This is a genomic window from Brenneria roseae subsp. americana (assembly GCF_003115815.1).
GTDB lineage: Bacteria > Pseudomonadota > Gammaproteobacteria > Enterobacterales > Enterobacteriaceae > Brenneria > Brenneria roseae.
In genome coordinates this window covers 113221-135180 of sequence record NZ_QDKJ01000011.1, presented here as the reverse complement: position 1 = coordinate 135180, position 21960 = coordinate 113221, and the positions used below count along the sequence as shown (strand labels likewise).

At 52.5% G+C, this 21960-nt stretch carries 16 protein-coding genes; 8 read left to right on the top strand and 8 right to left on the bottom strand.

Translation table 11 applies throughout. The features are described 5' to 3' along the window. Positions 1–268: 268 nt before the first annotated feature. Together B4923_RS14825 and B4923_RS14820 are read left to right on the top strand one after the other, a co-directional pair. Entirely contained in the window at positions 269–1552 is a 1284-nt protein-coding gene (locus B4923_RS14825) for an HAAAP family serine/threonine permease (RefSeq protein WP_109055135.1), read from the top strand. A gap of 77 nt (positions 1553–1629) precedes the next feature. Beyond that, positions 1630–2997: an L-serine ammonia-lyase gene (locus B4923_RS14820; RefSeq protein WP_109055134.1), complete on the top strand. Its 1368-nt coding sequence runs from the start codon at positions 1630–1632 to the stop codon at positions 2995–2997. A 98-nt stretch (positions 2998–3095) separates the two neighbouring features. Here the strand turns inward: B4923_RS14820 and B4923_RS14815 are convergent, their stop codons facing one another. The 4 genes from B4923_RS14815 to B4923_RS14795 all read right to left on the bottom strand — a co-directional run bounded on the left by B4923_RS14815 (position 3096) and on the right by B4923_RS14795 (position 8451). After that, the gene (locus B4923_RS14815; protein ID WP_109055133.1) at positions 3096–3533 is read right to left on the bottom strand and encodes a helix-turn-helix domain-containing protein; all 438 of its coding nucleotides are present in this window, start codon (positions 3531–3533) and stop codon (positions 3096–3098) included. Between the two features lie 242 nt (positions 3534–3775). Further along, positions 3776–4591, bottom strand: coding sequence for a phosphate ABC transporter ATP-binding protein PstB (gene pstB / locus B4923_RS14805; protein WP_425428632.1), 816 nt, complete (start codon positions 4589–4591; stop codon positions 3776–3778). 15 nt (positions 4592–4606) lie between these two features. After that, on the bottom strand, positions 4607–6286 hold the full coding sequence (gene pstA / locus B4923_RS14800; protein WP_109055130.1) for a phosphate ABC transporter permease PstA: 1680 nt from the start codon (positions 6284–6286) through the stop codon (positions 4607–4609). Continuing rightward, entirely contained in the window at positions 6283–8451 is a 2169-nt protein-coding gene (locus B4923_RS14795) for an ABC transporter permease subunit (protein WP_109055129.1), read from the bottom strand. The genes pstA and B4923_RS14795 overlap by 4 nt, the downstream gene beginning before the upstream one ends. A gap of 342 nt (positions 8452–8793) precedes the next feature. Between B4923_RS14795 and ppk1 the strand changes: the two genes are divergently transcribed. From ppk1 to mgtE, 5 genes are all read left to right on the top strand, one after another. After that, positions 8794–10866 carry a polyphosphate kinase 1 gene (ppk1, locus tag B4923_RS14790; RefSeq protein ID WP_109055128.1) on the top strand — a complete coding sequence of 691 codons (2073 nt, stop codon included), beginning with the start codon at positions 8794–8796 and terminating at the stop codon, positions 10864–10866. Beyond that, positions 10866–12404: an exopolyphosphatase gene (ppx, locus tag B4923_RS14785; protein ID WP_109055127.1), complete on the top strand. Its 1539-nt coding sequence runs from the start codon at positions 10866–10868 to the stop codon at positions 12402–12404. Before ppk1 ends, ppx begins: the two co-directional genes overlap by 1 nt. Positions 12405–12599: 195 nt before the next feature. Beyond that, positions 12600–12788 (top strand): YjfB family protein, encoded by a 189-nt coding sequence (locus B4923_RS14780; RefSeq protein WP_109055126.1) that lies wholly within the window; start codon positions 12600–12602, stop codon positions 12786–12788. Between the two features lie 208 nt (positions 12789–12996). Beyond that, a complete protein-coding gene (locus tag B4923_RS14775) occupies positions 12997–13218 on the top strand; it encodes a YfgG family protein (RefSeq protein WP_109055125.1) in 222 nt (73 codons plus the stop codon). A 410-nt stretch (positions 13219–13628) separates the two neighbouring features. After that, the gene (gene mgtE, locus B4923_RS14770; protein WP_109055124.1) at positions 13629–15053 is read left to right on the top strand and encodes a magnesium transporter; all 1425 of its coding nucleotides are present in this window, start codon (positions 13629–13631) and stop codon (positions 15051–15053) included. 128 nt (positions 15054–15181) lie between these two features. Here the strand turns inward: mgtE and galK are convergent, their stop codons facing one another. Together galK and galT are read right to left on the bottom strand one after the other, a co-directional pair. Beyond that, positions 15182–16345, bottom strand: coding sequence for a galactokinase (gene galK / locus B4923_RS14765; protein ID WP_109055123.1), 1164 nt, complete (start codon positions 16343–16345; stop codon positions 15182–15184). 9 nt (positions 16346–16354) lie between these two features. Further along, positions 16355–17395, bottom strand: coding sequence for a galactose-1-phosphate uridylyltransferase (galT, locus tag B4923_RS14760; protein ID WP_109055122.1), 1041 nt, complete (start codon positions 17393–17395; stop codon positions 16355–16357). 620 nt (positions 17396–18015) lie between these two features. Here galT and galR point away from each other — a divergent pair. Continuing rightward, positions 18016–19041 carry an HTH-type transcriptional regulator GalR gene (gene galR, locus B4923_RS14755; RefSeq protein WP_109055121.1) on the top strand — a complete coding sequence of 342 codons (1026 nt, stop codon included), beginning with the start codon at positions 18016–18018 and terminating at the stop codon, positions 19039–19041. A gap of 178 nt (positions 19042–19219) precedes the next feature. On the opposite strand, the gene B4923_RS14750 is transcribed toward galR, so the two are convergent. Both B4923_RS14750 and dsdX read right to left on the bottom strand, forming a co-directional pair. Next, positions 19220–20554, bottom strand: a complete 1335-nt coding sequence (locus B4923_RS14750) for a D-serine ammonia-lyase (protein ID WP_109055120.1) — start codon at positions 20552–20554, stop codon at positions 19220–19222. A gap of 17 nt (positions 20555–20571) precedes the next feature. Further along, positions 20572–21909 carry a D-serine transporter DsdX gene (gene dsdX / locus B4923_RS14745; protein ID WP_109055119.1) on the bottom strand — a complete coding sequence of 446 codons (1338 nt, stop codon included), beginning with the start codon at positions 21907–21909 and terminating at the stop codon, positions 20572–20574. Between the last annotated feature and the right edge of the window lie 51 nt (positions 21910–21960).

The window sequence follows — 21960 nt, the reverse complement described above, 5'->3', positions numbered from 1 at the left end:
TCAATAAAGAGCCATTAAAAATAATTAAAATAAAGTATCATCATTGATATTTTAATTCCCGATAAAATTTATTAAAATAATTCCATTCAATTCATTTATGTGATCGCCACAATATTATTCCCCGACCGCCACGATATAGAATGCAACCCACAAAAACAGTATTGACTCATCGACATAATTATATGTCATGTACAACTTTTCATCCCTGTAACGGCAACTTGCCGATACTGTAATTTTTATTATCTGTGTTCACTAAGGAGACACTACCATGAGCACAATTCAAGATAGCAGCCAGGTATTAGAGCAGGCTTCGGGCTGGCGTAAAAGCGATACAGTCTGGATGCTGGGCCTCTACGGCACGGCCATTGGCGCTGGCGTGCTATTTTTGCCGATAAATGCGGGTATTGGTGGGCTGATCCCATTAATTATTATGGCAATTATTGCTTTCCCAATGACCTATTATTCTCACCGCGCTTTATGCCGTTTTGTATTATCTGGTAAAAAAGGTGGTGAAGATATTACAGAAGTGGTTGAAGAACATTTCGGCGTCGGCGCTGGAAAATTAATCACACTGCTGTATTTTTTCGCCATCTATCCGATTCTTCTGGTTTACAGCGTTGCGATTACCAATACGGTAGATAGCTTTATTACTCACCAATTACATTTGCCTTCTCCACCAAGAGCAGTGCTTTCATTAATATTGATTCTCGGTTTAATGTTCATCGTTCGCTTTGGCGAAGCCATGATCGTTAAGGCAATGAGTATTCTTGTTTATCCGTTTGTTGCTGTATTAATGATGCTGGCGTTGTATTTAATTCCTCACTGGAATACCTCTGTTTTTGAAAATATTTCTCTGGGCAATAATGTCACCGGCAATGGTTTGCTGGCGACGCTGTGGCTGGCTATTCCCGTGATGGTTTTCTCCTTTAACCACTCACCGATCATTTCCTCTTTCGCCGTCGCCAAACGTAAAGAATACGGTGACGATGCTGAGAAAAAATGCTCACGCATTCTGTCATACAGCCACATCATGATGGTGCTGACCGTTATGTTCTTTGTCTTCAGCTGCGTACTGAGCCTGTCGCCTACCGAGCTGATGGAAGCGAAAACACAGAACATTTCCATTCTGTCTTACCTGGCTAACCACTTTAATAACCCGGTTATGGGTTACCTGGCCCCGATCATCGCCACTATCGCGATTTCCAAGTCTTTCCTGGGACACTACCTGGGCGCCGGCGAAGGCTTTAACGGCATGGTCGTCAAGTCTCTGCGCAGCAAAGGTAAAACCATCTCCAGCACCAAACTGAACCGCATCACGGCGCTGTTCATGCTGATCACCACCTGGATAGTTGCCACCCTGAACCCAAGCATTCTGGGGATGATCGAAACCCTGGGTGGCCCGATTATCGCTTGTCTGCTGTTCCTGATGCCGATGTATGCCATTCAGAAAGTCCCTGCGATGAAGCAATACAGCGGCCAGATCAGCAACGTCTTTGTCACCATCATGGGTCTGATTGCAATCAGCGCGATCGTTTACAGCCTGTTTGGCTAATTCAATTCCGCCCTGATTCACTCATCTCAACGCCGGTACGTTATGCAACTACCGGCGTTTTTTAAAGGAAGTCGCTAATGGTCAGCGTATTTGATATTTTCAAAATTGGTATCGGTCCATCCAGTTCACATACCGTAGGTCCGATGAAAGCTGGCAAAATGTTTACGGATGATCTGGTCAGCAAGTCACTCATTTCATCGGTAACGCGCATCGTTGTAGATGTTTATGGCTCACTGTCCCTGACGGGCAAAGGCCACCATACCGATATCGCTATTATTATGGGTCTGGCGGGTAATCTGCCGGACAGCGTCGACATCGACGGTATTTCCGCCTTCATACAACGGGTCAAGGAAACGAACCGCCTGCCAATGCTCGACGGCCAGTATGAAGTCAGCTTCCCGCTGGAAACCTCCATGTGTTTTCAATCGGAAAACCTGCCGCTGCATGAAAACGGCATGACAATCCGCGCCTATCGCCATCAGGAGTTGGTCTATAGTAAAACCTATTATTCCATAGGCGGCGGGTTTGTCGTCGATCAGGAGAATTTTGGTAAAACCAGTCTGACCGAAGAAAATGTGCCCTATCCGTTCTTCTCCGCGCAAAAGTTACTGAAGCACTGTCACGATCACTGCCTCTCCTTATCCGCTATCGTAATGAAAAACGAAATCGCCATGCACGGTCGGGAAACGATTGAACAGTATTTTGCCGAAGTCTGGAAAATCATGCAGGACGGCATTCACCGCGGCATGAATACAGAAGGTGTTTTGCCGGGCCCCTTACGCGTTCCCCGCCGTGCTTCGGCGTTGCACCGCCTGCTGTTCATCAACGATCGTTTTTCCAACGATCCGATGGATGCCATGGACTGGGTTAATATGTTTGCCATGGCGGTTGCGGAGGAAAATGCGTCAGGCGGTCGCGTTGTCACCGCGCCAACCAACGGCGCCTGCGGCATCATCCCGGCGGTTCTGTCTTACTATAATCATTATATTCAGCCTGTTACGCCAGAATCCTATCTGCGCTACTTTATGGCGTCCGGCGCGATTGGGATACTTTATAAAATGAATGCTTCCATTTCCGGCGCAGAAGTAGGCTGTCAGGGCGAAGTTGGCGTGGCGTGCTCCATGGCGGCGGCTGGGCTGGCCGAATTACTCGGCGCCAATCCTGAACAGGTATGCATCGCGGCAGAAATTGGTATGGAACACAATCTGGGATTAACCTGCGATCCCGTAGCGGGTCAGGTTCAGGTTCCGTGCATCGAACGAAACGCCATTGCTTCGGTAAAAGCGATTAATGCCGCCAGGATGGCCATGCGCCGCACCAGCGAACCGCGCGTCTCACTGGATAAAGTCATCGAAACGATGTACGAAACCGGTAAGGATATGAATGCGAAATACCGCGAAACCTCACGCGGCGGGTTGGCAATTAAAGTTGTACTGTGTGAATAAGCAAACGACATGAATAATCCGTCTATCCCCGTCCTGTTGCAGAGGGCGGGGATAGATTTAAACCGGAAAGAGAATGGCTTGACGCATCAACCGGCGAGTTATTTCTTTTCGCTCTCCGGCCATGACCAGATAATATTGTTCTCAGCGGCAGCGATATACCAATCCACGGTACTGCCGGACGGCTTTTTCACACTCTCATGCTTAGCGATTGATTTGGCTTGAAATGCGGCAGATTTCTTTCTGATACGCAGCGGCGTATGTTTTTTCTCACCGCTGACCAAGGCATTAAATGATTCAACTTCAGCATCAAACAGAACGCCTTCCAGTTGATGCAAGCGGTTGAGCCCACGCAGGATACACAGCAGGCTGCTGAGCGTTATCGACTCACCCATCTCGGCACGTTTAATGGTGGCAATACCTAATCCGGCCCGTTCAGCAAGATCGACCTGAGACAGGCGTTGCTGGATGCGGGCGTCTTTTATTCTGCGGCAAAGCTCCGTAACAATTTCGCCTTCACTCATTGTGCTGAATCTCATTTTATCCGCCATTACCCGATCTGCTGAATTGCGCGCATTTTATCATCAATTTTTCAAATGGCACGGACAATTGATGAACAGTATCAATAATCTTGATCCGACACATAAAAACGACGAAAAACATCATAATTTGGCAACATCAGGCAGTAAATTTCAAGATACAGAACGAGGACAGCCGAATAAACTTTCGCCTATTCTCCCTGATCAATGACCGGACGACGGATAACAGAACCACGCATTTATTAGCCGAAACGTCCGGTAATATAGTCTTCCGTCCGTCGTTGGGAAGGCGAAGTAAATAAATCATCCGTTTGATTATATTCTATCAATTTTCCCTGATTGATAAACGCGGTGTAGTCGGAAACGCGCGCGGCCTGCTGCATATTATGCGTTACCAGCACTAGCGTAAAATGCTGCTTGAGCGTGCCGATCAGTTCTTCAATCACCAGCGTTGAGATAGGATCAAGCGCCGAGGTAGGCTCATCAAGCAGTAAGACTTCCGGTTCGATGGCAATGGCGCGGGCAATCACCAGCCGCTGCTGCTGGCCGCTGGAAAGCGTCAACGCGTTATCGCTTAGCCGATCTTTTACTTCATGCCACAACGCCGCCGCACGCAACGCCTGTTCCACCGCGTCATCCAATAGGCGGCGATCCCGCAGCCCCTGCAATCGCAGGCCGTAAATGACGTTTTCATAGATGGATTTAGGAAACGGATTGGGACGCTGAAACACCATACCGACCCGGCGACGCAAGACCGCAACATCCAGTTTGGGATCGTTTACCGGCATGCCATACAGCCAGATATCCCCCTCCGTCCGGCAGTTATCGACCAGATCGTTCATACGATTAAAGCAGCGCAACAGCGTCGATTTGCCGCAGCCGGAGGGACCAATCAGTGCCGTCACCTGGTTTTTGGGAATGCGCAGTGAAATATCGTTCAATGCCTGCTTCTTGCCGTAATACAGATTGAGATGCTCCACGGCCAGCGCGGTCTGCTCATCGCTTAGCTGGTGAACATCCAACGGCGGCAATCTTTCCATCTGCGTCCTTAACCTCATAACCTCGCCCTACATTCAGAATGACAGCGTACGATATTTCTCGCGCAGCACATGGCGTATGCCGATCGCCGCAAGATTCAGCCCAACCACAATCAAGACCAGCAACAGCGCGGTGATATAAACCAACGGCCGCGCCGCTTCCACATCGGGACTTTGAAAAGCCAGATCGTAAATCTGAAAGCCCAGATGCATAAACTTCCGTTCAAGATGAAGGTAAGGAAAAGTATCATCAATCGGTAATACCGGTACGGATTTTACCACCCCCACCAGCATCAGCGGCGCCGTTTCACCTGCCGCGCGCGCCACGGCAAGAATCAGTCCGGTCATCATGGCGGGCACGGCCATCGGTAAAACCACATGCCACAGCGTTTCCGCTTTGGTCGCCCCCAGCGCCAGTGAACTATAGCGCACCGACATGGGAATACGTGATAATCCCTCTTCCGTCGCGACAATCACTACCGGCAGCGTCAACAACGCCAGCGTCAGGGACGCCCACAGTAATCCAGGCGTGCCAAACGTCGGATTGGGCAACGCCGCAGAATAGAAGAGCTGATCCAGTGAGCCCCCGATCAGATAGACAAAAAAGCCCAGTCCGAATACGCCATACACAATAGACGGCACCCCGGCAAGATTGACCACGGCAATCCTCACCCAGCGCGTCAGAATATTTTTACCGGCATATTCGTGTAAATACACCGCGGCCACCACCCCCAGCGGCATCACGATGATCGACATCAGAATGACCATCAATACCGTACCGAAAATCGCCGGGAACAGATGCCCAGTACTATTGCTGTCAGGTGAATAGCGGGTCAGCATGACCCCGATCTGCTGGCCCCAGTGGCGGATTTTATCGCCTACCCCCATCGCGTTGGGATACCAGGCCTGTTCAATGTCTTTCAGCGCAACAAAGTGAACCATGCCGTTCGCATCAAGCAGTTGCACCCTGTCCCGGTTAATCTCCTGATTCAGCACGGCCAACTGCTGCGACAGTTCATCAAAACGCCGTTGCAGTTCAATTCGCTCCGCATTCAGACGGGCCTGCGCCTGGCTATCCAACGTGTTTCCCTGCCGCCGCCGTTTTTCTTCCAGACGCAACGCTTCAGACTGTTGATTCAACTTCGTCATATCGCCAAGTCGGATCGATTGCGCCATCGCCAGCAGGCTCTGAACCTGGCTTATACGTCGCTGTAACGTGCCGGGTAAATCATCGGCCAGCAACGGTTGTCCATCCTCCAGCATACCAGCCAGATAACCGTAGGCCGTGCCGTTATTGGCCCGTTTAAGCACCAATATATCGGTTGGTTTGCTCAGGCTGGCGATATCGCGGGATAACAGCGTACGGAAACTTTGCCCGTAAATTTCGCGTTGACCCGTTTTGATCAGATAGCGCGTTTCGGATTTCCCCTCCTGCGAGGGAGATAAGCCCGCATTGCTTAGCTGCTGGGGGGATAAGGTTTGTTCACCGTAAATTTCACCGATCAGGGCCCGCGTCTCCCCGGTACTGGCCGGTAAGGCTTCACCCTGCTGCACCTGGTTTTGCAAAGTGAAGAGCCAGACAGGTTGCGGCCACAGGTAGCGCATCCCCTGCCCGGCCAGCAGAACGAAAATGGTCAGCATGGCTAACAGGCTGATACTAATCGATGAAGCCGTTAGCCATACCCATGGCCTGCCGGAGCGAAACCACTGCCTCACGCGTTTTCTCCTTCACCACGGTAGCGCTGGCGTAAACGCTGACGAATCGACTCGGCCAACGTATTCACCACAAAGGTAAAGATAAAAAGCGTCAGCGCGGTCAGGAATAACACCCGGTAATGCCCGCTATTGGTTACGGCTTCCGGCATTTCAATCGCGATATTGGCAGCCAGCGAGCGCAGTCCCTGCAACAATCCCTCATCCATAATCGGGGTATTGCCCGTTGCCATTAATACAATCATGGTTTCTCCCACGGCCCGGCCAAAGCTCAGCATCAGCGCTGCAAAAATCCCGGCGCTGGCAGACGGCAACACGACCCGCCACAAGGTTTGCCACGGCGTGGCCCCCAGCGCCAGCGATCCCTGACTCAAACGAGAAGGCACACTGAACAAAGCATCTTCAGCCAACGAAAAAATCAGCGGAATCAACGCGAATCCCAGCGCGACGCCCGCCACCAGCGTGTTGCGCTGTACAAAACTTTCCCCCATCCACTGATACAGCGGCTGCCCCCATATCCACGCCTCCAGTATCGGCGCCAGCCAGCAACCGAGAAACAGGGTCAGGAAAATGGCAGGCAGCAGGATCAACACATCCCAACCCGCAGGAAACCAACGATGAACGCCGGCAGGAAGGCGTTCGATCAACCAGCCGCATCCCAGAACCGTAATCACCCATAACACCGGCATCATCAAAATGGCGGAGAGATAGGTTTCAAAATAAGGCGCCAGCCAGATTGCAGCGATCAATCCAATCACCACCGTGGGCAACGCTCCCATAATCTCCATCGTGGGTTTGATCCAACGGCGCAGGGCCGGCGACATGAAACTGGCGGTATACACCGCCGCCGATAGCGCCAGCGGCGTAGCAAAAAGCATCGCATAAATCGCGGCTTTCAATGTGCCAAACATCAGCGGCATTATGCTGAACTTTGCCTGATAACTGTCATCTGCCGAGGTTGATTGCCAGATATATTCCGGTTCCGGGTAGTTTTCATACCATTGTTTTTGCCACAAACCGCTCCAGCTAATATCCGGATAGGGATTATCAACCTGCCAGCTGTGCCAGCCCTGCGCCGTTTCGGCCAGCAGGGCTTTACCGCGTGGGGAAAACGCCAGTTGCCGCACATCCGGCGGCAGCGTTTTGGTCAACAACGCGGTCGATTGTTTACCGGCAAACAGTGATAGGTTTCCCTGTGGCGTTAACGTCGCAAAAACCCGCCGCTGAGGCTCGGTAGCCAGCAAGGCATCCATCCCCGCCGTTACCGGAAACCGGCGAATTTCCGTCAATTGCATGCCCTTTTCCGTCGGCACATCGAACCATTGACTAATGTGTCCCTCGGCGGATTGAACCAGCAGCGAACGCCCGCCGGACAATAACGCCAGACGCAATGGCCCCGGCACGCTCAACTGCCGGTTTTCCCTCAGTGTCAGTAAAGTGGATTCGGGCTGCCATAAGCTGATTTTCGTCCCTTCCAGCAGGTAAATTTGCTGTCCGTCCGGCGTCAGCAACAGCTGTTCTACCGCGGCATTCGGGAGCGCCGCCTGCGCTTTTTGCTGTACGCCGTTTTCCCCCACGGCGATAAGCATCAGGCGATTATCCTGAGTTATCGCCGCCACCATCAGATGATTCTCCGCGACGGACGCCACCGCCAAATGACGCAGTGGTTGCGCAGGTAATCCCAGCGACAACGGCTGCTCACCAAATGGATATTGCCAGTATGCAGGCTGATTGTTCCGCAACGGCAAGATTGGCTGGACAATGCTTATCTTGCCATCCGGCTGCCCCAGCGCATAAACCTGTCGTTCGCCGTGGCTCCCGGCCACTTGCACGACTGACGGCGCCAGAGGGATACGCGCCATCGGCGTGCCGGACGCCAGCGAGAGAAATTCACCGTAGCCTTGCCGATCAATCCTGTACCCAATCTGTCCGTTATCGCTGATGCCAATCGTCAGCGCGGGAGCCGCCGCTTGCAGCGGTATCGACTTTTGCCCGCTCATCGACGGCGAAAGAAACAGCGGCGTGACAACATACAGCAGATAGAAGAAAATCAGCAGCAGCGCCATCAGCACCAGCAAACCGCTACCTGCGACCATGCGGTAAGTCAGGCGATCTATCCATGCCCGCCGGCGATCCTGATACTGTAATCTGCTCTCTGTGTTTGCCATTGAACTCGCCGTTAAGTGTCTGTCGTCAGAGTCTGAATGCATTATTTTCCCGCAGAAAAAGCGGGTAGCATATGTTGCCTTTACACTCATAATATGACAATGGTAAGGCACCAGGTGTATTCGATTTTATCGTCATGAACGCGCCATAATGTTGTTATACCATGTTGTTACACCCTTCATCTTTCAGGTTACAGTGGTGTTGGCTTCCGATCACCAGGTTAACCAGGCCTGCGGAGTACCGCCGCCGGCGTATGGACGGGCAGCCATCGTCATTGCACCTTGAAATCTATTGGGTGGGAATAATTGGATAGATCTCGGCATACTAAATTGAATGGAGTGACAATGAGTCAGGGCAAACTCTACATTGAGAAAGAGTTAAGTTGGTTGTCCTTTAATGAACGCGTACTTCAGGAAGCGGCGGATAAAAGCAACCCATTGATCGAGCGCATGCGCTTTCTTGGCATTTACTCCAATAATCTTGATGAGTTTTACAAAGTCCGTTTTGCCGATCTGAAAAGACGAATTCTGATTAACGAAGAACAGGGATCGGACGGTAATCTACGCCACCTTCTGGGGAAAATTCAGGCGCGCGTACTGAGAACAGACCAGATATTTGACAACCTTTACAACGAGTTATTACTCGAAATGGCGCGAAACCAGATTTTCCTGGTCAACGAACGTCAGGTTTCCCCAAATCAGCAAGATTGGTTAAGAGAGTATTTCAGACAATACTTACGCCCGCATATCACCCCGATACTGATCCAGCACGACACCAATCTGGTGCAGTTCCTGAAAGACGACTATACCTATCTTGCGGTCGAAATCATCCGCGGCGATCGGATTAATTATGCCCTGCTGGAAATTCCTTCAGACAAAGTCCCGCGTTTCGTCAATCTGCCGGCTGAAGCGCCTCGCCGTCGAAAAACCATGATTCTGATCGATAACATCCTGCGCTACTGTCTGGATGACATTTTCAAAGGTTTTTTCGATTACGACGCCTTGAACGCTTACTCCATGAAGATGACGCGTGATGCGGAGTACGATCTGGTGACGGAAATGGAATCCAGCCTGTTGGAACTGATGTCATCCAGTCTGAAGCAGCGCCTCACGGCGGAACCGGTGAGATTTGTCTATCAGCGCGATATGCCCGATGCCATGGTGACAATGTTACAAGAGAAACTGGGGATTTCTTCCTTTGATTCAGTGATCCCCGGCGGCCGCTACCATAACTTTAAAGACTTCATCAGCTTCCCGAATGTGGGCCGCGCCAATCTGGTCAACAAACCGCTGCCGCGTCTGCGCCACAATTGGTTCACTCATTTCCGTAATGGTTTTGATGCCATCCGTGAGCGGGATGTCCTGCTTTATTATCCGTACCATACTTTCGAGCACATTCTGGAACTGCTGCGTCAGGCCTCATTTGATCCCAGCGTCCTGGCTATCAAAATCAATATTTACCGCGTAGCAAAAGATTCCCGCATCATCACCTCGATGATTCATGCCGCGCACAATGGCAAAAAAGTCACCGTGGTGGTGGAATTGCAGGCGCGCTTTGATGAAGAGGCGAATATTCACTGGGCGAAGCGGCTCACCGAAGCGGGCGTTCACGTCATTTTCTCCGTGCCCGGACTGAAAATTCACGCCAAGCTGTTTTTAATTTCGCGCCGCGAGGGAGAAAACATTGTGCGTTACGCCCATATCGGCACCGGCAACTTCAACGAAAAAACCGCCCGCCTGTATACCGACTACTCGTTGATTACCGCCGATGAGCGAATTACCAACGAGGTGCGCCGGGTATTCAACTTCATCGAGAACCCTTATCGTCCGGTTTCCTTCGAGTACTTACTGGTTTCGCCACAAAACTCGCGTGACAAGCTCTATAAATTAATCGATAAAGAGATCGACAATGCCCGGTCAGGGATCGCGGCAGGGATTACGCTCAAGGTCAACAACCTGGTTGACAAGGGGCTGGCGGAAAGACTGTATCAGGCCTCCGCCGCGGGCGTTAAGATTAACCTGCTGGTTCGCGGCATGTGCTCGCTGATCCCGAATTTACCCGGCATCAGCGAAAATATTCAGGTAATCAGTATTGTCGATCGCTATCTGGAACATGACCGTGTATATGTGTTCCATAATGGAGGGGATAAGAAAGTCTACCTCTCTTCCGCCGATTGGATGACGCGCAACATCGATTATCGTATTGAAGTGGCCGTAGAAATGCTCGACCCTATATTGAAAAATCGGGTATTGGAAATCCTGGATATTCTGTTCAGCGATACCGTCAAAGCCCGCATCATTGATAAAGAGTTGAGTAACCGCTATGTGTTACGCGGCAACAGGCGTAAAGTACGCGCGCAAAATGCCATTTATGATTACATCAAGGCGCTTGAGCAACCCGGAGATAAGCCTGAATAATGCCATTAACGAACAACAAAGATAAAGACGTTGAGAAACCCCAGGAATTTGCCGCTGTCGATCTGGGTTCCAACAGTTTTCATATGGTGGTGGCGCGTGTGGTAAACGGTGCACTTCAGGTGCTCAGCCGTTTGAAACATCGGGTTCATCTGGCTGACGGTCTGGATAGCAAGAACATGCTCAGTGAAGAATCCATGGAGCGGGGTTTAAGCTGTCTGGCGCTGTTTGCCGAACGATTACAGGGCTTTTCAGCGCTGAACGTTTCCATTGTGGGTACGCACGCCCTGCGTCAGGCGGCAAATGCGCAGGAGTTCCTGCGTCGTGCCGCGGAAATCATTCCTTATCCGATTGAAATCATTTCAGGCCATGAGGAAGCCCGTCTGATCTTTATGGGCGTTGAACATACTCAGCCGGAAAAGGGACGCAAGCTGGTGATCGATATTGGCGGCGGCTCTACCGAATTGGTTATCGGTGAAGACTTTGAACCCATGCTGGTGGAAAGCCGCCGCATGGGCTGCGTCAGCTTCGCACAGCAATTCTTCCCCCACGGTGAAATCAGCGAAACCAATTTCAAACGCGCTCGCTTAGCCGCCGCCCAGAAGCTGGAGACCCTGGCCTGGGAATACCGCATTTATGGCTGGCAATATGCCCTCGGCGCGTCCGGCACGATCAAGGCAACCCATGAAATTCTGGTGGAAATGGGTGAGAAAGACGGCCTGATCACCCCGGAACGTCTGGAGATGCTGCGCGGTCAGATTGTACAGTTTAAAAACTTTAAATCGCTTAGTCTGCCGGGCCTGCCGGAAGATCGTCAGTCGGTGCTGGTGCCCGGTCTGGCGATTCTGTGCGGTATATTTGACGCGCTGGCCATCAAAGAACTGCGCCTATCCGATGGCGCCCTGCGGGAAGGCGTGTTGTATGAAATGGAAGGCCGCTTCCGCCATCAGGATATCCGTATCCGCACGGCGCAAAGCCTTGCCAGTCATTACAATATCGATCGCGAACAGGCTCGCCGGGTGAAAGAGACGGCCGAGCAACTGTATGCACAATGGGCGAAGCAAAACCCCAATCTGGTGCATCCGCAGCTTGAGGCCATTCTGAACTGGACGGCTATGCTGCATGAGGTCGGACTGGGCATTAATCACAGCGGCATGCATCGCCATTCCGCGTACATTCTGCAAAACACCAATCTGCCCGGTTTCAATCAGGAACAGCAAATCCTGCTGTCGCTGATTGTGCGTCTGCATCGTAAAGCCATCAAGCTGGAAGAGTTGCCGCGCCTGAATCTCTTCAAGAAAAAACAGTACCTGCCGATGGTTCAGCTGTTGCGTCTGGCGACGTTGCTGAATAATCAACGACAGGCGACAACCACGCCGGAAACGCTCAGACTGCTGACGGACGACAATCATTGGACGCTGATCTTCCCGCATGACTTTTTTACTCAGAACACGCTGATACAACTCGATCTGGAGCGGGAACAGGAGTACTGGCAGGATGTGACGGGCTGGAAACTGATTATTGAAGAAGAAAAGGCCTGATTGAGGATCGACGGCGCAGAAACTATACTGAATGGCTTAATAAGGCTAGCGTAAAGTTTGAGGAAATAAAGCCGATACCAAGACGATGGCCGGCAAAAGCCCGTTGCTGACATCATGTAACATTGGCAGACAAGGGGCCCCCCTTTTTTCCATGGTGGGGATCAATCCATCTCATACACCGTAAGGAGCGTACCAATGGATGTCTCACAGATTGCATCACTTGCCACCGACCTCAGTAACCTACAGACCAGTAGTGAGGCCAGCGCGCTGGTGCTGAAAAAAGCGCTCGACAACCAAGAGGCTGTTGCCGCCGGTATTCTTCAGGCATTACCGCCGTTACCGGCTAATCCGGCGATAGGGCGCAACATCAATACCACCGCGTAAAACCCGCCCTCCCCGTCCGATTTTCGGGCGGGATTTCATTGCCAGCATGATCAGACGATTCCTTTCCTGAAATATAAATTCTCTTTTACCGAACGTGCGAAAAGAAGATCGAACGCCATCTTTTTTGTTCAGGCAGATTGACCTATCCCTGTGCTTGTGCCTAAATAAAAAACAGCGAATATTCGCTTCCACTGGAGATTTACCGGTAATGTCCACGCTTACCCATAAACGACAATTATCAATACGCCCTCGACGAAGTGGTTCTCGTATTGCTCGTGCCGTGTTACTCATCAGTTTTTTCATTCTTTTAGGTCGTTTCGCCTACTCCACCGTCAGCGCATTTGTCTATCATCAGGACAAACAACAACAGCGTACTGAACAATCCCTCACTCCTGCCGCAGATGATGTGCTAATTAATAAGAAAGAATAGCGCCAAACCTTATCCGACCCATTTTATGTTCTGATTTTTTATAAGGACGCTGAGACGCCCTCGCTTTGTTGCGTTATTCATCCAGGAATATCCACGGCCTACGGGTTTGTACACCGAACTCTGAATATAAAACATAAAAAAACGGCCGCATGGCGCATACGTCGCCACCGCATTTTTTTCTTGTCAGCTTAAGCGATCCCAAACGCCTATTCGTACTTGGCGATCCATAAACCATCAGGCTGAAACATTATATAGCTATTCTTAATTCTCTGATTTTGCGCTACGTTTATTCATGAACGGACATTTACAGGGGCACTCGCTCACCGTTACACGCCTGCATTTCAGTCGGACACAGAATAACGGAAATAAAAATCAGACCAGGAACGCCAAACATAGAGCGGAAATCACCCATGTCGACAGTAAAAAAACTGAGCGCCCAGCGGCGTCGGATCTCACTTCTCTTATTGGAAAACAAGGCGTTGGTTGAAGATATTCTCAACCGACAGCCTCGTGTTACTGACAAAGAAAACAAACAATTACTCGATCAAACGGCCGAAATCTGCCAGTTGATCGCCGAATTGCATGCTGCCGACCTGGCCGATCTGCTGGAATCATTGCCGTATGATGAACGCCTGGCCCTGTGGCGGCTAATCCCCATTGAAAAGCGCGGACGCGTATTGATTGAAGTGTCGGACAGCATTTCTGACGACCTGATCAAGGACATGAAGGATAAAGAAATCCTGAGAGCGGTGCGCATATTGGATGTGGATGAACAGGCACAGCTCTCGCGTCGCCTGCCTCGCAGCCTGCTGGGGAGAATATTGACCACGCTGGAGGCCAGGCAGCGGGCACAGCTACGGGAAGCGATTAACTACGACGAAGATTGCATCGGCTATCTGATGGATTTCAAACTCATCACCATCCGTGCCGATGTCACGCTGGCCGCGGTTCAGCGTTACCTGCGTTACCGTAAAACCATCCCAGACTCCACCGATAAACTGTTCGTCACCGATAGAAAAAATACGCTGATTGGCGAGCTCTCTCTGGCAGCTATTTTACTCCACCCGCCCAAAACGCCGGTTGCGACGGTCATGGAAACCCATCCGCTGATGTTCCAGCCTGAAGAACGACTCGAAGAGGCAGCGGGCGCATTTGAGCGTTATAACCTGATCTCCACCGCCGTCGTCGATAGCAAAGGCAAGCTGATGGGACGCCTGACGGTCGAAGATATTATGGATGTCGTGAATAAAGAAAGTGACAGCCATCTGCGTCGTTCGGGCGGGTTAACCCCATCCGAAGATGTATACGCCCCGGTCTATAAAGCGGTGCGTAACCGTTGGGCATGGCTGGCCATCAATCTCTGCACCGCACTGGTCGCCTCACGCGTCATCGGCCTGTTTGAAGATACGCTCGCCCATCTGGTGGCGCTGGCGACGCTGATGCCCATTGTTGCCGGTATCGGAGGCAACACCGGTAATCAGACCATTACCATGATTGTACGAGCGCTGGCGCTACACCAGTTGGAGCACGGCAAAAAATCTTACCTGTTGCTGAAAGAGCTAGGGGTGGCGCTGGTCAACGGCGTGATATGGGGCTCCATTATGGGGCTGGTGACCTATGCGCTGTATGGCAGTATGGCAATGGGCGGAGTCATGATGCTGGCCATCCTGCTCAATCTGTTGCTGGCGGCGCTGATGGGCGTATTGATCCCGCTATCGATGGTCGCTCTCGGGCGCGACCCTGCGGTGGGCTCCAGCGTGATGATTACGGCCATTACCGATACCGGCGGATTTTTTATTTTTCTGGGGCTGGCGACCCTATGTTTATTACCGTGAATGCGGTATGGCCTTTGCAATACTCAGGTTGATGACCAATCCTTCAGGTTTCCTCCTCCCCTTCTTCTCAGGGAGGGAGGAAATGCAATAGCTTACGCCGAAAAGCGCCTCTAAATCCGTTCTTAATCTCAATTCAGCCGCCCCGCCCCATCAGAAGGCTGGCACAGATATATCGAGGGGGTTAAGCCGGTGCGAACGGGATATTCGCGTTCAATCACCTGAATAACTTCGTCCGTCAGCGCCGACGGGATCAGCGCGACGATGCAACCGCCAAAGCCGCCGCCGGTCATCCTTACGCCCCCGCGCCCGCCGACCTGGTCCTTAATCAGCTCAACCAGCGTATCAATCTGCGGCACGGTGATTTCAAAATCATCACGCATAGAAACATGTGATTCCGCCATCAGCGTAAACAGCCGTTTCGCATCCTGACGCGCCAGTGCATCGGCGGCTTCCAGCGTGCGGCTATTTTCCGTGATGACATGCCGGGCGCGGCGGGCTACCAGCGGATCGAGTCCTGCTGCCCCCGCTTCAAACTGCGGCAGAGAAAGATCGCGCAGCGCTTTGACGCCAAAATAACGAGCCGCCGCTTCGCATTGCTGGCGGCGCGTGTTGTACTCACTGTCCACCAGCCCGCGGCGAACATTGGAGTTAACAATCAACACGTCCACGCCAGCCAACATCCGCACGGCACGTCCTTCCAGAGAACGGCAATCGATCAACAGCGCATGACCCGCCTGCCCCTGAGCGGAAATAAACTGATCCATGATACCGCAGCTACAGCCCACAAAATCGTTCTCAGCCTGCTGTCCTGTCAGTGCCAGATCTAACTGGCTCACACTCAGGTTATTCAATGTCTTGAATGTCTGACCGATCGCCACCTCCAGCGAAGCGGAAGAGCTCAGCCCGGCCCCCGACGGCACATTCCCTGAAATCACCATATCCATGCCGCTGAGCGGCAGCCCGCGCGCTTGCAGGAACTTGACGGTTCCCCGCACATAGTTGGCCCAGGTGTATTCCGGATGACGTTCAATGTCGCGGGTAAGATCGAACTCGTCCTGCTGGCTATCACTGTTTACCGCCACGACCCGTACCATGTTGTCCTGCCGCACGGCAGCGCTGATGACCGTCTGATAGTCGATAGCACAGGGCAAAACAAAACCATCGTTATAGTCGGTATGTTCCCCGATCAGGTTCACCCGGCCGGGCGCCTGAATATTGGCATCCGGCGCATAGCCGAATACACGGACAAAGACGGACTCGGCGGACTGTCGCAGAGAATCAATACGGCTCATAAAATGACCTCAAATTTGCTCATGGAAATGAATATCACTCACGCCGCGCAGGCGTTCAGCAGCCTGTTCCGCCGTCAGATCGCGCTGCGCTTCAGCCAGCATCTCGTAGCCGACCATAAACTTGCGCACGCTGGCAGAGCGTAATAACGGAGGATAAAAGTGGGCATGAAGCTGCCAGTGGGGGTTATCTTCACCATTGAACGGCGCCCCATGCCATCCCATCGAATAAGGGAATGAACACTGAAACAGGTTATCGTAACGGCTGGTCAATTTTTTCAGCGCAACGGCCAAATCGTCCCGCTGCGCATCGTTCAATTGAGGTAACCGCTGTACAGCAAACTTAGGCAGCAGCAGCGTTTCAAACGGCCAGGAGGCCCAATAAGGGACGACGGCCAGCCAGTGTTCTGTTTCCACGACCAGACGCGTGCCCTCCGCCAGCTCGCGCTGAACATAATCCAGCAGCAACGGCGCGCCATATTGGGCAAAATAATCACGCTGATGCCGATCTTCACGCCGTGCTTCGTTCGGCAAAAAGTCGTTGGCCCATATCTGCCCGTGCGGATGCGGGTTAGAACACCCCATCATCGCACCTTTGTTTTCAAAAACCTGAATCCATGCATAGCGTTTTCCCAACTCCGACGTCTGCTGGCTCCAGGCGTCGATCACGCCTCTCAGCGCAGGCAGCGCAAGCTCTGGCAAGCTTTTACCGTGATCGGGCGAGAAACAGATCACACGGCTGACGCCTCGGGCGCGCTCCATGCGAAACAGCGGATCATCGCGCACGGGTACGGCCGGGGTATCCTCCATCAGGGCCGAGAAATCATTCGTGAAAACAAACGTTCCCTGATATTGCGGATTAATATCGCCGGTGATCCGTGTGTTACCCGCGCACAGATAGCAGCTCGGATCGTGAGATGGCGGCGTACTCCGATCGGGCTCATCCTGCTGTCCTTGCCATGGACGTTTGGCCCGATGCGGCGACACCAGCACCCACTCGCCTTTCAGCGGATTAAAGCGGCGATGCGGGTGTTCAGTTGGTTCAAACAGCATAAGATCATTCCTCAAAACAAGACATAAACTCTGTACGGCCGCGCGATATCTGTTCAATCGTCAACAGGATGCGCCACGCCACCGCCTTTTGTCTGGGAGATACATCAGATAAATTCACAGCGCAAAGCCGTTCAGACATGAAAATGTAATCAGTTTCACGAAAAAATAAGCGATAAGCGTGCTCATATCATTAAATCCAGCGCAATCAGGCCGGTTGATTTACCTTTTAAGTGTAATCGGTTACCCTAAATTTAAACCTCGGGATACCGTTTGGGAAGAGACAAGTTGGAAATGATTGTTGATACAGATCACATAAGCACGGTCTGGGTACCGCAAGGAAGGAGACGAATGGGTAACATCAATAGAAAACCTGTACCTTTATAAGTACAAGCCACCTGTTTTTTCTCATAATCTGTGCGTTAGGCTATACCTAAAGTTATTGGAGTGACATGCAGCAAGATGGCTCGAGCGAGTCCCGATACACTTACCCGGATAAGTGGTTCACATGGGTTCCCGCAGCCGACAACGCCGCCGCTTCAGGAAAGAAAGGTATATAAAACATAAAAGCCCTCTGGTATTTATGTCACACGACAACGCATTTCACTGTTCAGGAATGCTCAATGGCAACAATAAAGGATGTCGCTCGTCTATCAGGTGTATCTGTTGCAACGGTCTCGCGGGTCATCAACAATTCCCCCAAAGCCAGCAGCGCTTCACGGGAAGCCGTGCATAAGGCAATGGCTGAATTACAGTATCACCCAAACGCCAATGCCCGCGCGCTTGCCCACCAAAGTGCGGAAACGCTTGGCATTGTGGTAGCGGATGTTTCCGATCCTTTCTTCGGCACCATGGTCAAATCCGTGGAACAGATCGCTCAGCAAACAGGAAAGTTCCTGCTCATCGGCAATGGCTATCACAACGCCGAACAGGAAAAAAAAGCGATCGAACAGCTGATTCGGCATCGCTGTGCCGGACTAGTGGTACACGCCAAAATGATTTCCGATCAGGAACTGGCGACGTTGATGAGCCATATACCGGATATGGTGTTGATCAACCGTACGCTACCGGGTTACGAAACCCGCTGTGTCGCGCTGGATGACCGTTACGGTTCCTGGCTGTCCACCCGTCATCTGATTCAGGAAGGCCATCAGAAAATCGGTTTCCTCTGCTCGAATCACCAGATTTCCGACTCATTCGACCGTCTGCAAGGCTATATTGATGCCTTGCAGGAGCATGGTATTGAGCTGGATGAACGCCTGATTGCCCGGGCCTCACCGGATGAACTGGGCGGAGAATCGGCAATGACCGAGTTGCTCAGCCGTGGCGGCAATATGACGGCCGTGGTGTGTTACAACGACTCCATGGCGGCCGGCGCCCTGTCGGTGCTGAGTGATAATAGCATTAACGTACCGCAGGATATGTCCGTGGTGGGGTTTGATGATGTTCTGATCGCCCGTTATCTGCGCCCGCGGTTAACCACCATACATTATCCGGTTTCAGCGATGGCAATACACGCAGCGGAGCTGGCCATTGCGCTGTCTCATGGCACACCGCTCAAAGAAACCACCAACATGTTCAGTCCGACATTGGTTCGTCGCCATTCCGTCAGCGCGCCGCCGCAAAAGAAATCGCCGTCGAACGGTTGACGGCACCGCAGCATCGCCATTTAGTGAAACCGATTACCCTAAAAATCACACGCTGACGCGTAATTCACGGTTCTCTGTGGAAATAGAGGCGCTCATCCTGAATCGCAGATGCGATTCAGGATGTGTTTACCCGCCTATCTCCGTGCCGCGACACGCGTAACCGCAGTGCGCCGCCGCATTAGGCCCGCCGGGCCGCCGCCAGATATTTCGCCATTTCGTCGGGCGGCACCATACCGCCGCCGGTCGCCCAGACCAGATGCGTCGCCCGCTGCATCATGGCGGCGTCCATCCCCATACGATGTTGGTACGCCGTATCCGCACACACCCGCAGCGGACCGGCCATGCCGGCCAGCGCGGAGGGTTCCAGCTGAATGCCTTCACAGTCATCAAGCAGGCCAAGCAGGTCATACATTTCCTGATCGCTCAGGGTATAAAACCCGTCCAGCAGGCGCTCCATCGCTCGTCCGACGAAGCCGGAGGCGCGGCCCACGGCCAGCCCGTCTGCCGCCGTCAGATTATCGATGCCAATATCCTGTACCGAGATCCCGTCATGCAGCCCGGTATGAACGCCTAACAGCATACAAGGCGAATGGGTCGGCTCAGCAAAAATACAGTGTACGCAATCGCCGAACGCCAGCTTCAGGCCAAACGCCACGCCGCCGGGGCCCCCGCCCACGCCGCATGGCAGATAGACAAACAGCGGGTGCTGCTCATCAACCTGCAAATTCATCTGTTCAAACTGCTGGCGCAGGCGGTTTCCGGCGACGGCATAACCCAGAAACAGCGTGCGCGAATTTTCATCGTCGATGAAAAAGCAGTGGGGATCAGACTCCGCCTCTTTTCGTCCCTGCGCCACGGCAACGCCATAATCTTCGGCATATTCCACCACGTTCACGCCATTATCACGCAGCTTTTGCTTTTTCCAGGCGCGGGCGTCGGCGGACATGTGTACGCTGACGCTGAACCCCAGTCTGGCGCTCATGATGCCAATCGACATCCCCAGATTGCCGGTGGAGCCCACCGCAATGCTGTACTGACTGAAAAACCGGCGAAATTTGTCGGAACAGAGAATGCGGTAATCATCCTCCAGACTGAGCATGCCTGCGTCCAACGCCAGTTTTTCCGCATGAGCCAGGACTTCATAAATTCCGCCCCGCGCCTTGATAGAACCGGAAATTGGCAGGTGGCTATCTTTTTTCAACCATACCTGGCCGGCGATCGTCTGCTGGTAACGCTGCTCCAGCGCTTTCTGCATCGCCGGAATGGCCACCACTTCGGACTCAATGATGCCCATCGTTCTGGCCGTTTCCGGAAAAGCCAGGCACAGAAAAGGAGCAAAGCGCTGCAAACGGGCTTCCGCATCGGCAACATCCTCTGCCGTCAGCCCGACATAGGGAAGCCCTTGTTCCAGCGATGTCACGTTGGGGTTAAACCAGGTTACAGCGTCTAAATCGATGAGGCGCAGCACCAATGGGTATTGCACAACGAGTTTTTCAATTTCGGTCTTGTTCATCACTTTTCTCTTCTTGATCACACAACATAAGAAAGCAGGAAGGTCGCGCCCAGCGCAATCAACGAGGCAATAAAGGTCGCCACGGTGTAATACCTGAATGTTTCACTCAACGTCGCACCGCAATACTGCTTCACCAGCCAGAACAGGGAATCCGTCACGATGGTACAACCGATGGCGCCGGAGCCGATAGCCAACGTAATGATCTCCGGGCTGATGTCTGGATACATGGGCAACACCGGCGCGACAATGGCGGTCGCCCCCATCATCGCCACTGTGGCGGAGCCCACGGCAGCATGCAGAATGATGGCGACCAGCCACGCCAGCAGAATCGGGTGCATGTGCATATTCGACAGCACCGCCGCCAGCGTATCGGCCAGTCCACTCGCTTTGAGGATGCCGTTAAACGCGCCGCCCGCCCCGATAATCAGCAGAATATTGGCGATCGAGGAGAAGCAGTCTTCCGTTTTGGTCAGCAGCGTACTCATTCCCATATTCCGGCGAATGCCCAGCACGTAATAGGCGACAAACGCGGCGATAAACATGGCCGTGATGGGATTACCGATAAACTCCAGGAAGTTGTACAGCGCAGAATCTTTTTCCATGTTCAGTTCCGCTGCGGTTTTGATCAGCATCAGCACAATCGGCAGCAGTACGGTGAACAACGTGGCGCCCAGTGAAGGCAGATCCTCTTCCCGGCGCACCTCCAGTTCTGAAAACGCCGCGGGCACGGTTTTAAATGGCAGACGGTTACCGAGAAACTTGAGGAACAGCGGGCCGCCGATCAGTGAAGCAATCAGCCCGACGAGCAGTCCATAAACGATCACCGAACCAATATCCGCACCCAGTTTATTGGTGACATACAACGCCGCCGGGTGGGGAGGCACCACGCAGTGAACCGCCATCAGCGCGGTACACAGCGGGATGGCCAGTTTCAGCAGTGAAGTATGGGTCTTTTTGGCAATGGAGAAGGCCAGCGGAATCAACAGCACGACCCCAACCTCCACGAACAGGGTAATACCGCAGATCAATCCCACCAGCACCATGATGACGTCCGGCGACAACCAGCGGCACTTTTGCAACGTAATACCGATACGCTCCGCCGCGCCGGAAATTTCCATCATCTTGCCAAGAATCGTCCCCAGACCAATCACGGCGGCAAGAAACCCGAGCGTTCCGCCGATCCCGCCTTCAATGGCGTTTACCATGTCCAGCGGGTTCATCCCCATCAGCGTGCCAACATAGAAACTGGCCAGCAGCAGCGCCAGGAAGGGATGCACTTTGAATTTAACGATGGTCAATATGATGATGATTATGCTTGTTAATAAGGTACAGACTACCCAGATTTGTTCGTTCATATCTGTTCTCAGCCATGTTGAATTTACGCAACTATTGGATAAGAAGTTGGC

What these genes read in the sequence shown, in the direction of transcription:
- B4923_RS14825 (WP_109055135.1), top strand. Translation starts at nt 269, where the DNA reads ATGAGCACAATTCAAGATAGCAGCCAGGTATTAGAGCAGGCTTCGGGC.
- B4923_RS14820 (WP_109055134.1), top strand. Translation starts at nt 1,630, where the DNA reads ATGGTCAGCGTATTTGATATTTTCAAAATTGGTATCGGTCCATCCAGT.
- B4923_RS14815 (WP_109055133.1), bottom strand. Translation starts at nt 3,533, where the DNA reads ATGAGATTCAGCACAATGAGTGAAGGCGAAATTGTTACGGAGCTTTGC.
- pstB (WP_425428632.1), bottom strand. Translation starts at nt 4,591, where the DNA reads ATGAGGTTAAGGACGCAGATGGAAAGATTGCCGCCGTTGGATGTTCAC.
- B4923_RS14795 (WP_109055129.1), bottom strand. Translation starts at nt 8,451, where the DNA reads ATGGCAAACACAGAGAGCAGATTACAGTATCAGGATCGCCGGCGGGCA.
- ppk1 (WP_109055128.1), top strand. Translation starts at nt 8,794, where the DNA reads ATGAGTCAGGGCAAACTCTACATTGAGAAAGAGTTAAGTTGGTTGTCC.
- ppx (WP_109055127.1), top strand. Translation starts at nt 10,866, where the DNA reads ATGCCATTAACGAACAACAAAGATAAAGACGTTGAGAAACCCCAGGAA.
- B4923_RS14780 (WP_109055126.1), top strand. Translation starts at nt 12,600, where the DNA reads ATGGATGTCTCACAGATTGCATCACTTGCCACCGACCTCAGTAACCTA.
- B4923_RS14775 (WP_109055125.1), top strand. Translation starts at nt 12,997, where the DNA reads ATGTCCACGCTTACCCATAAACGACAATTATCAATACGCCCTCGACGA.
- mgtE (WP_109055124.1), top strand. Translation starts at nt 13,629, where the DNA reads ATGTCGACAGTAAAAAAACTGAGCGCCCAGCGGCGTCGGATCTCACTT.
- galK (WP_109055123.1), bottom strand. Translation starts at nt 16,345, where the DNA reads ATGAGCCGTATTGATTCTCTGCGACAGTCCGCCGAGTCCGTCTTTGTC.
- galT (WP_109055122.1), bottom strand. Translation starts at nt 17,395, where the DNA reads ATGCTGTTTGAACCAACTGAACACCCGCATCGCCGCTTTAATCCGCTG.
- galR (WP_109055121.1), top strand. Translation starts at nt 18,016, where the DNA reads ATGGCAACAATAAAGGATGTCGCTCGTCTATCAGGTGTATCTGTTGCA.
- B4923_RS14750 (WP_109055120.1), bottom strand. Translation starts at nt 20,554, where the DNA reads ATGAACAAGACCGAAATTGAAAAACTCGTTGTGCAATACCCATTGGTG.
- dsdX (WP_109055119.1), bottom strand. Translation starts at nt 21,909, where the DNA reads ATGAACGAACAAATCTGGGTAGTCTGTACCTTATTAACAAGCATAATC.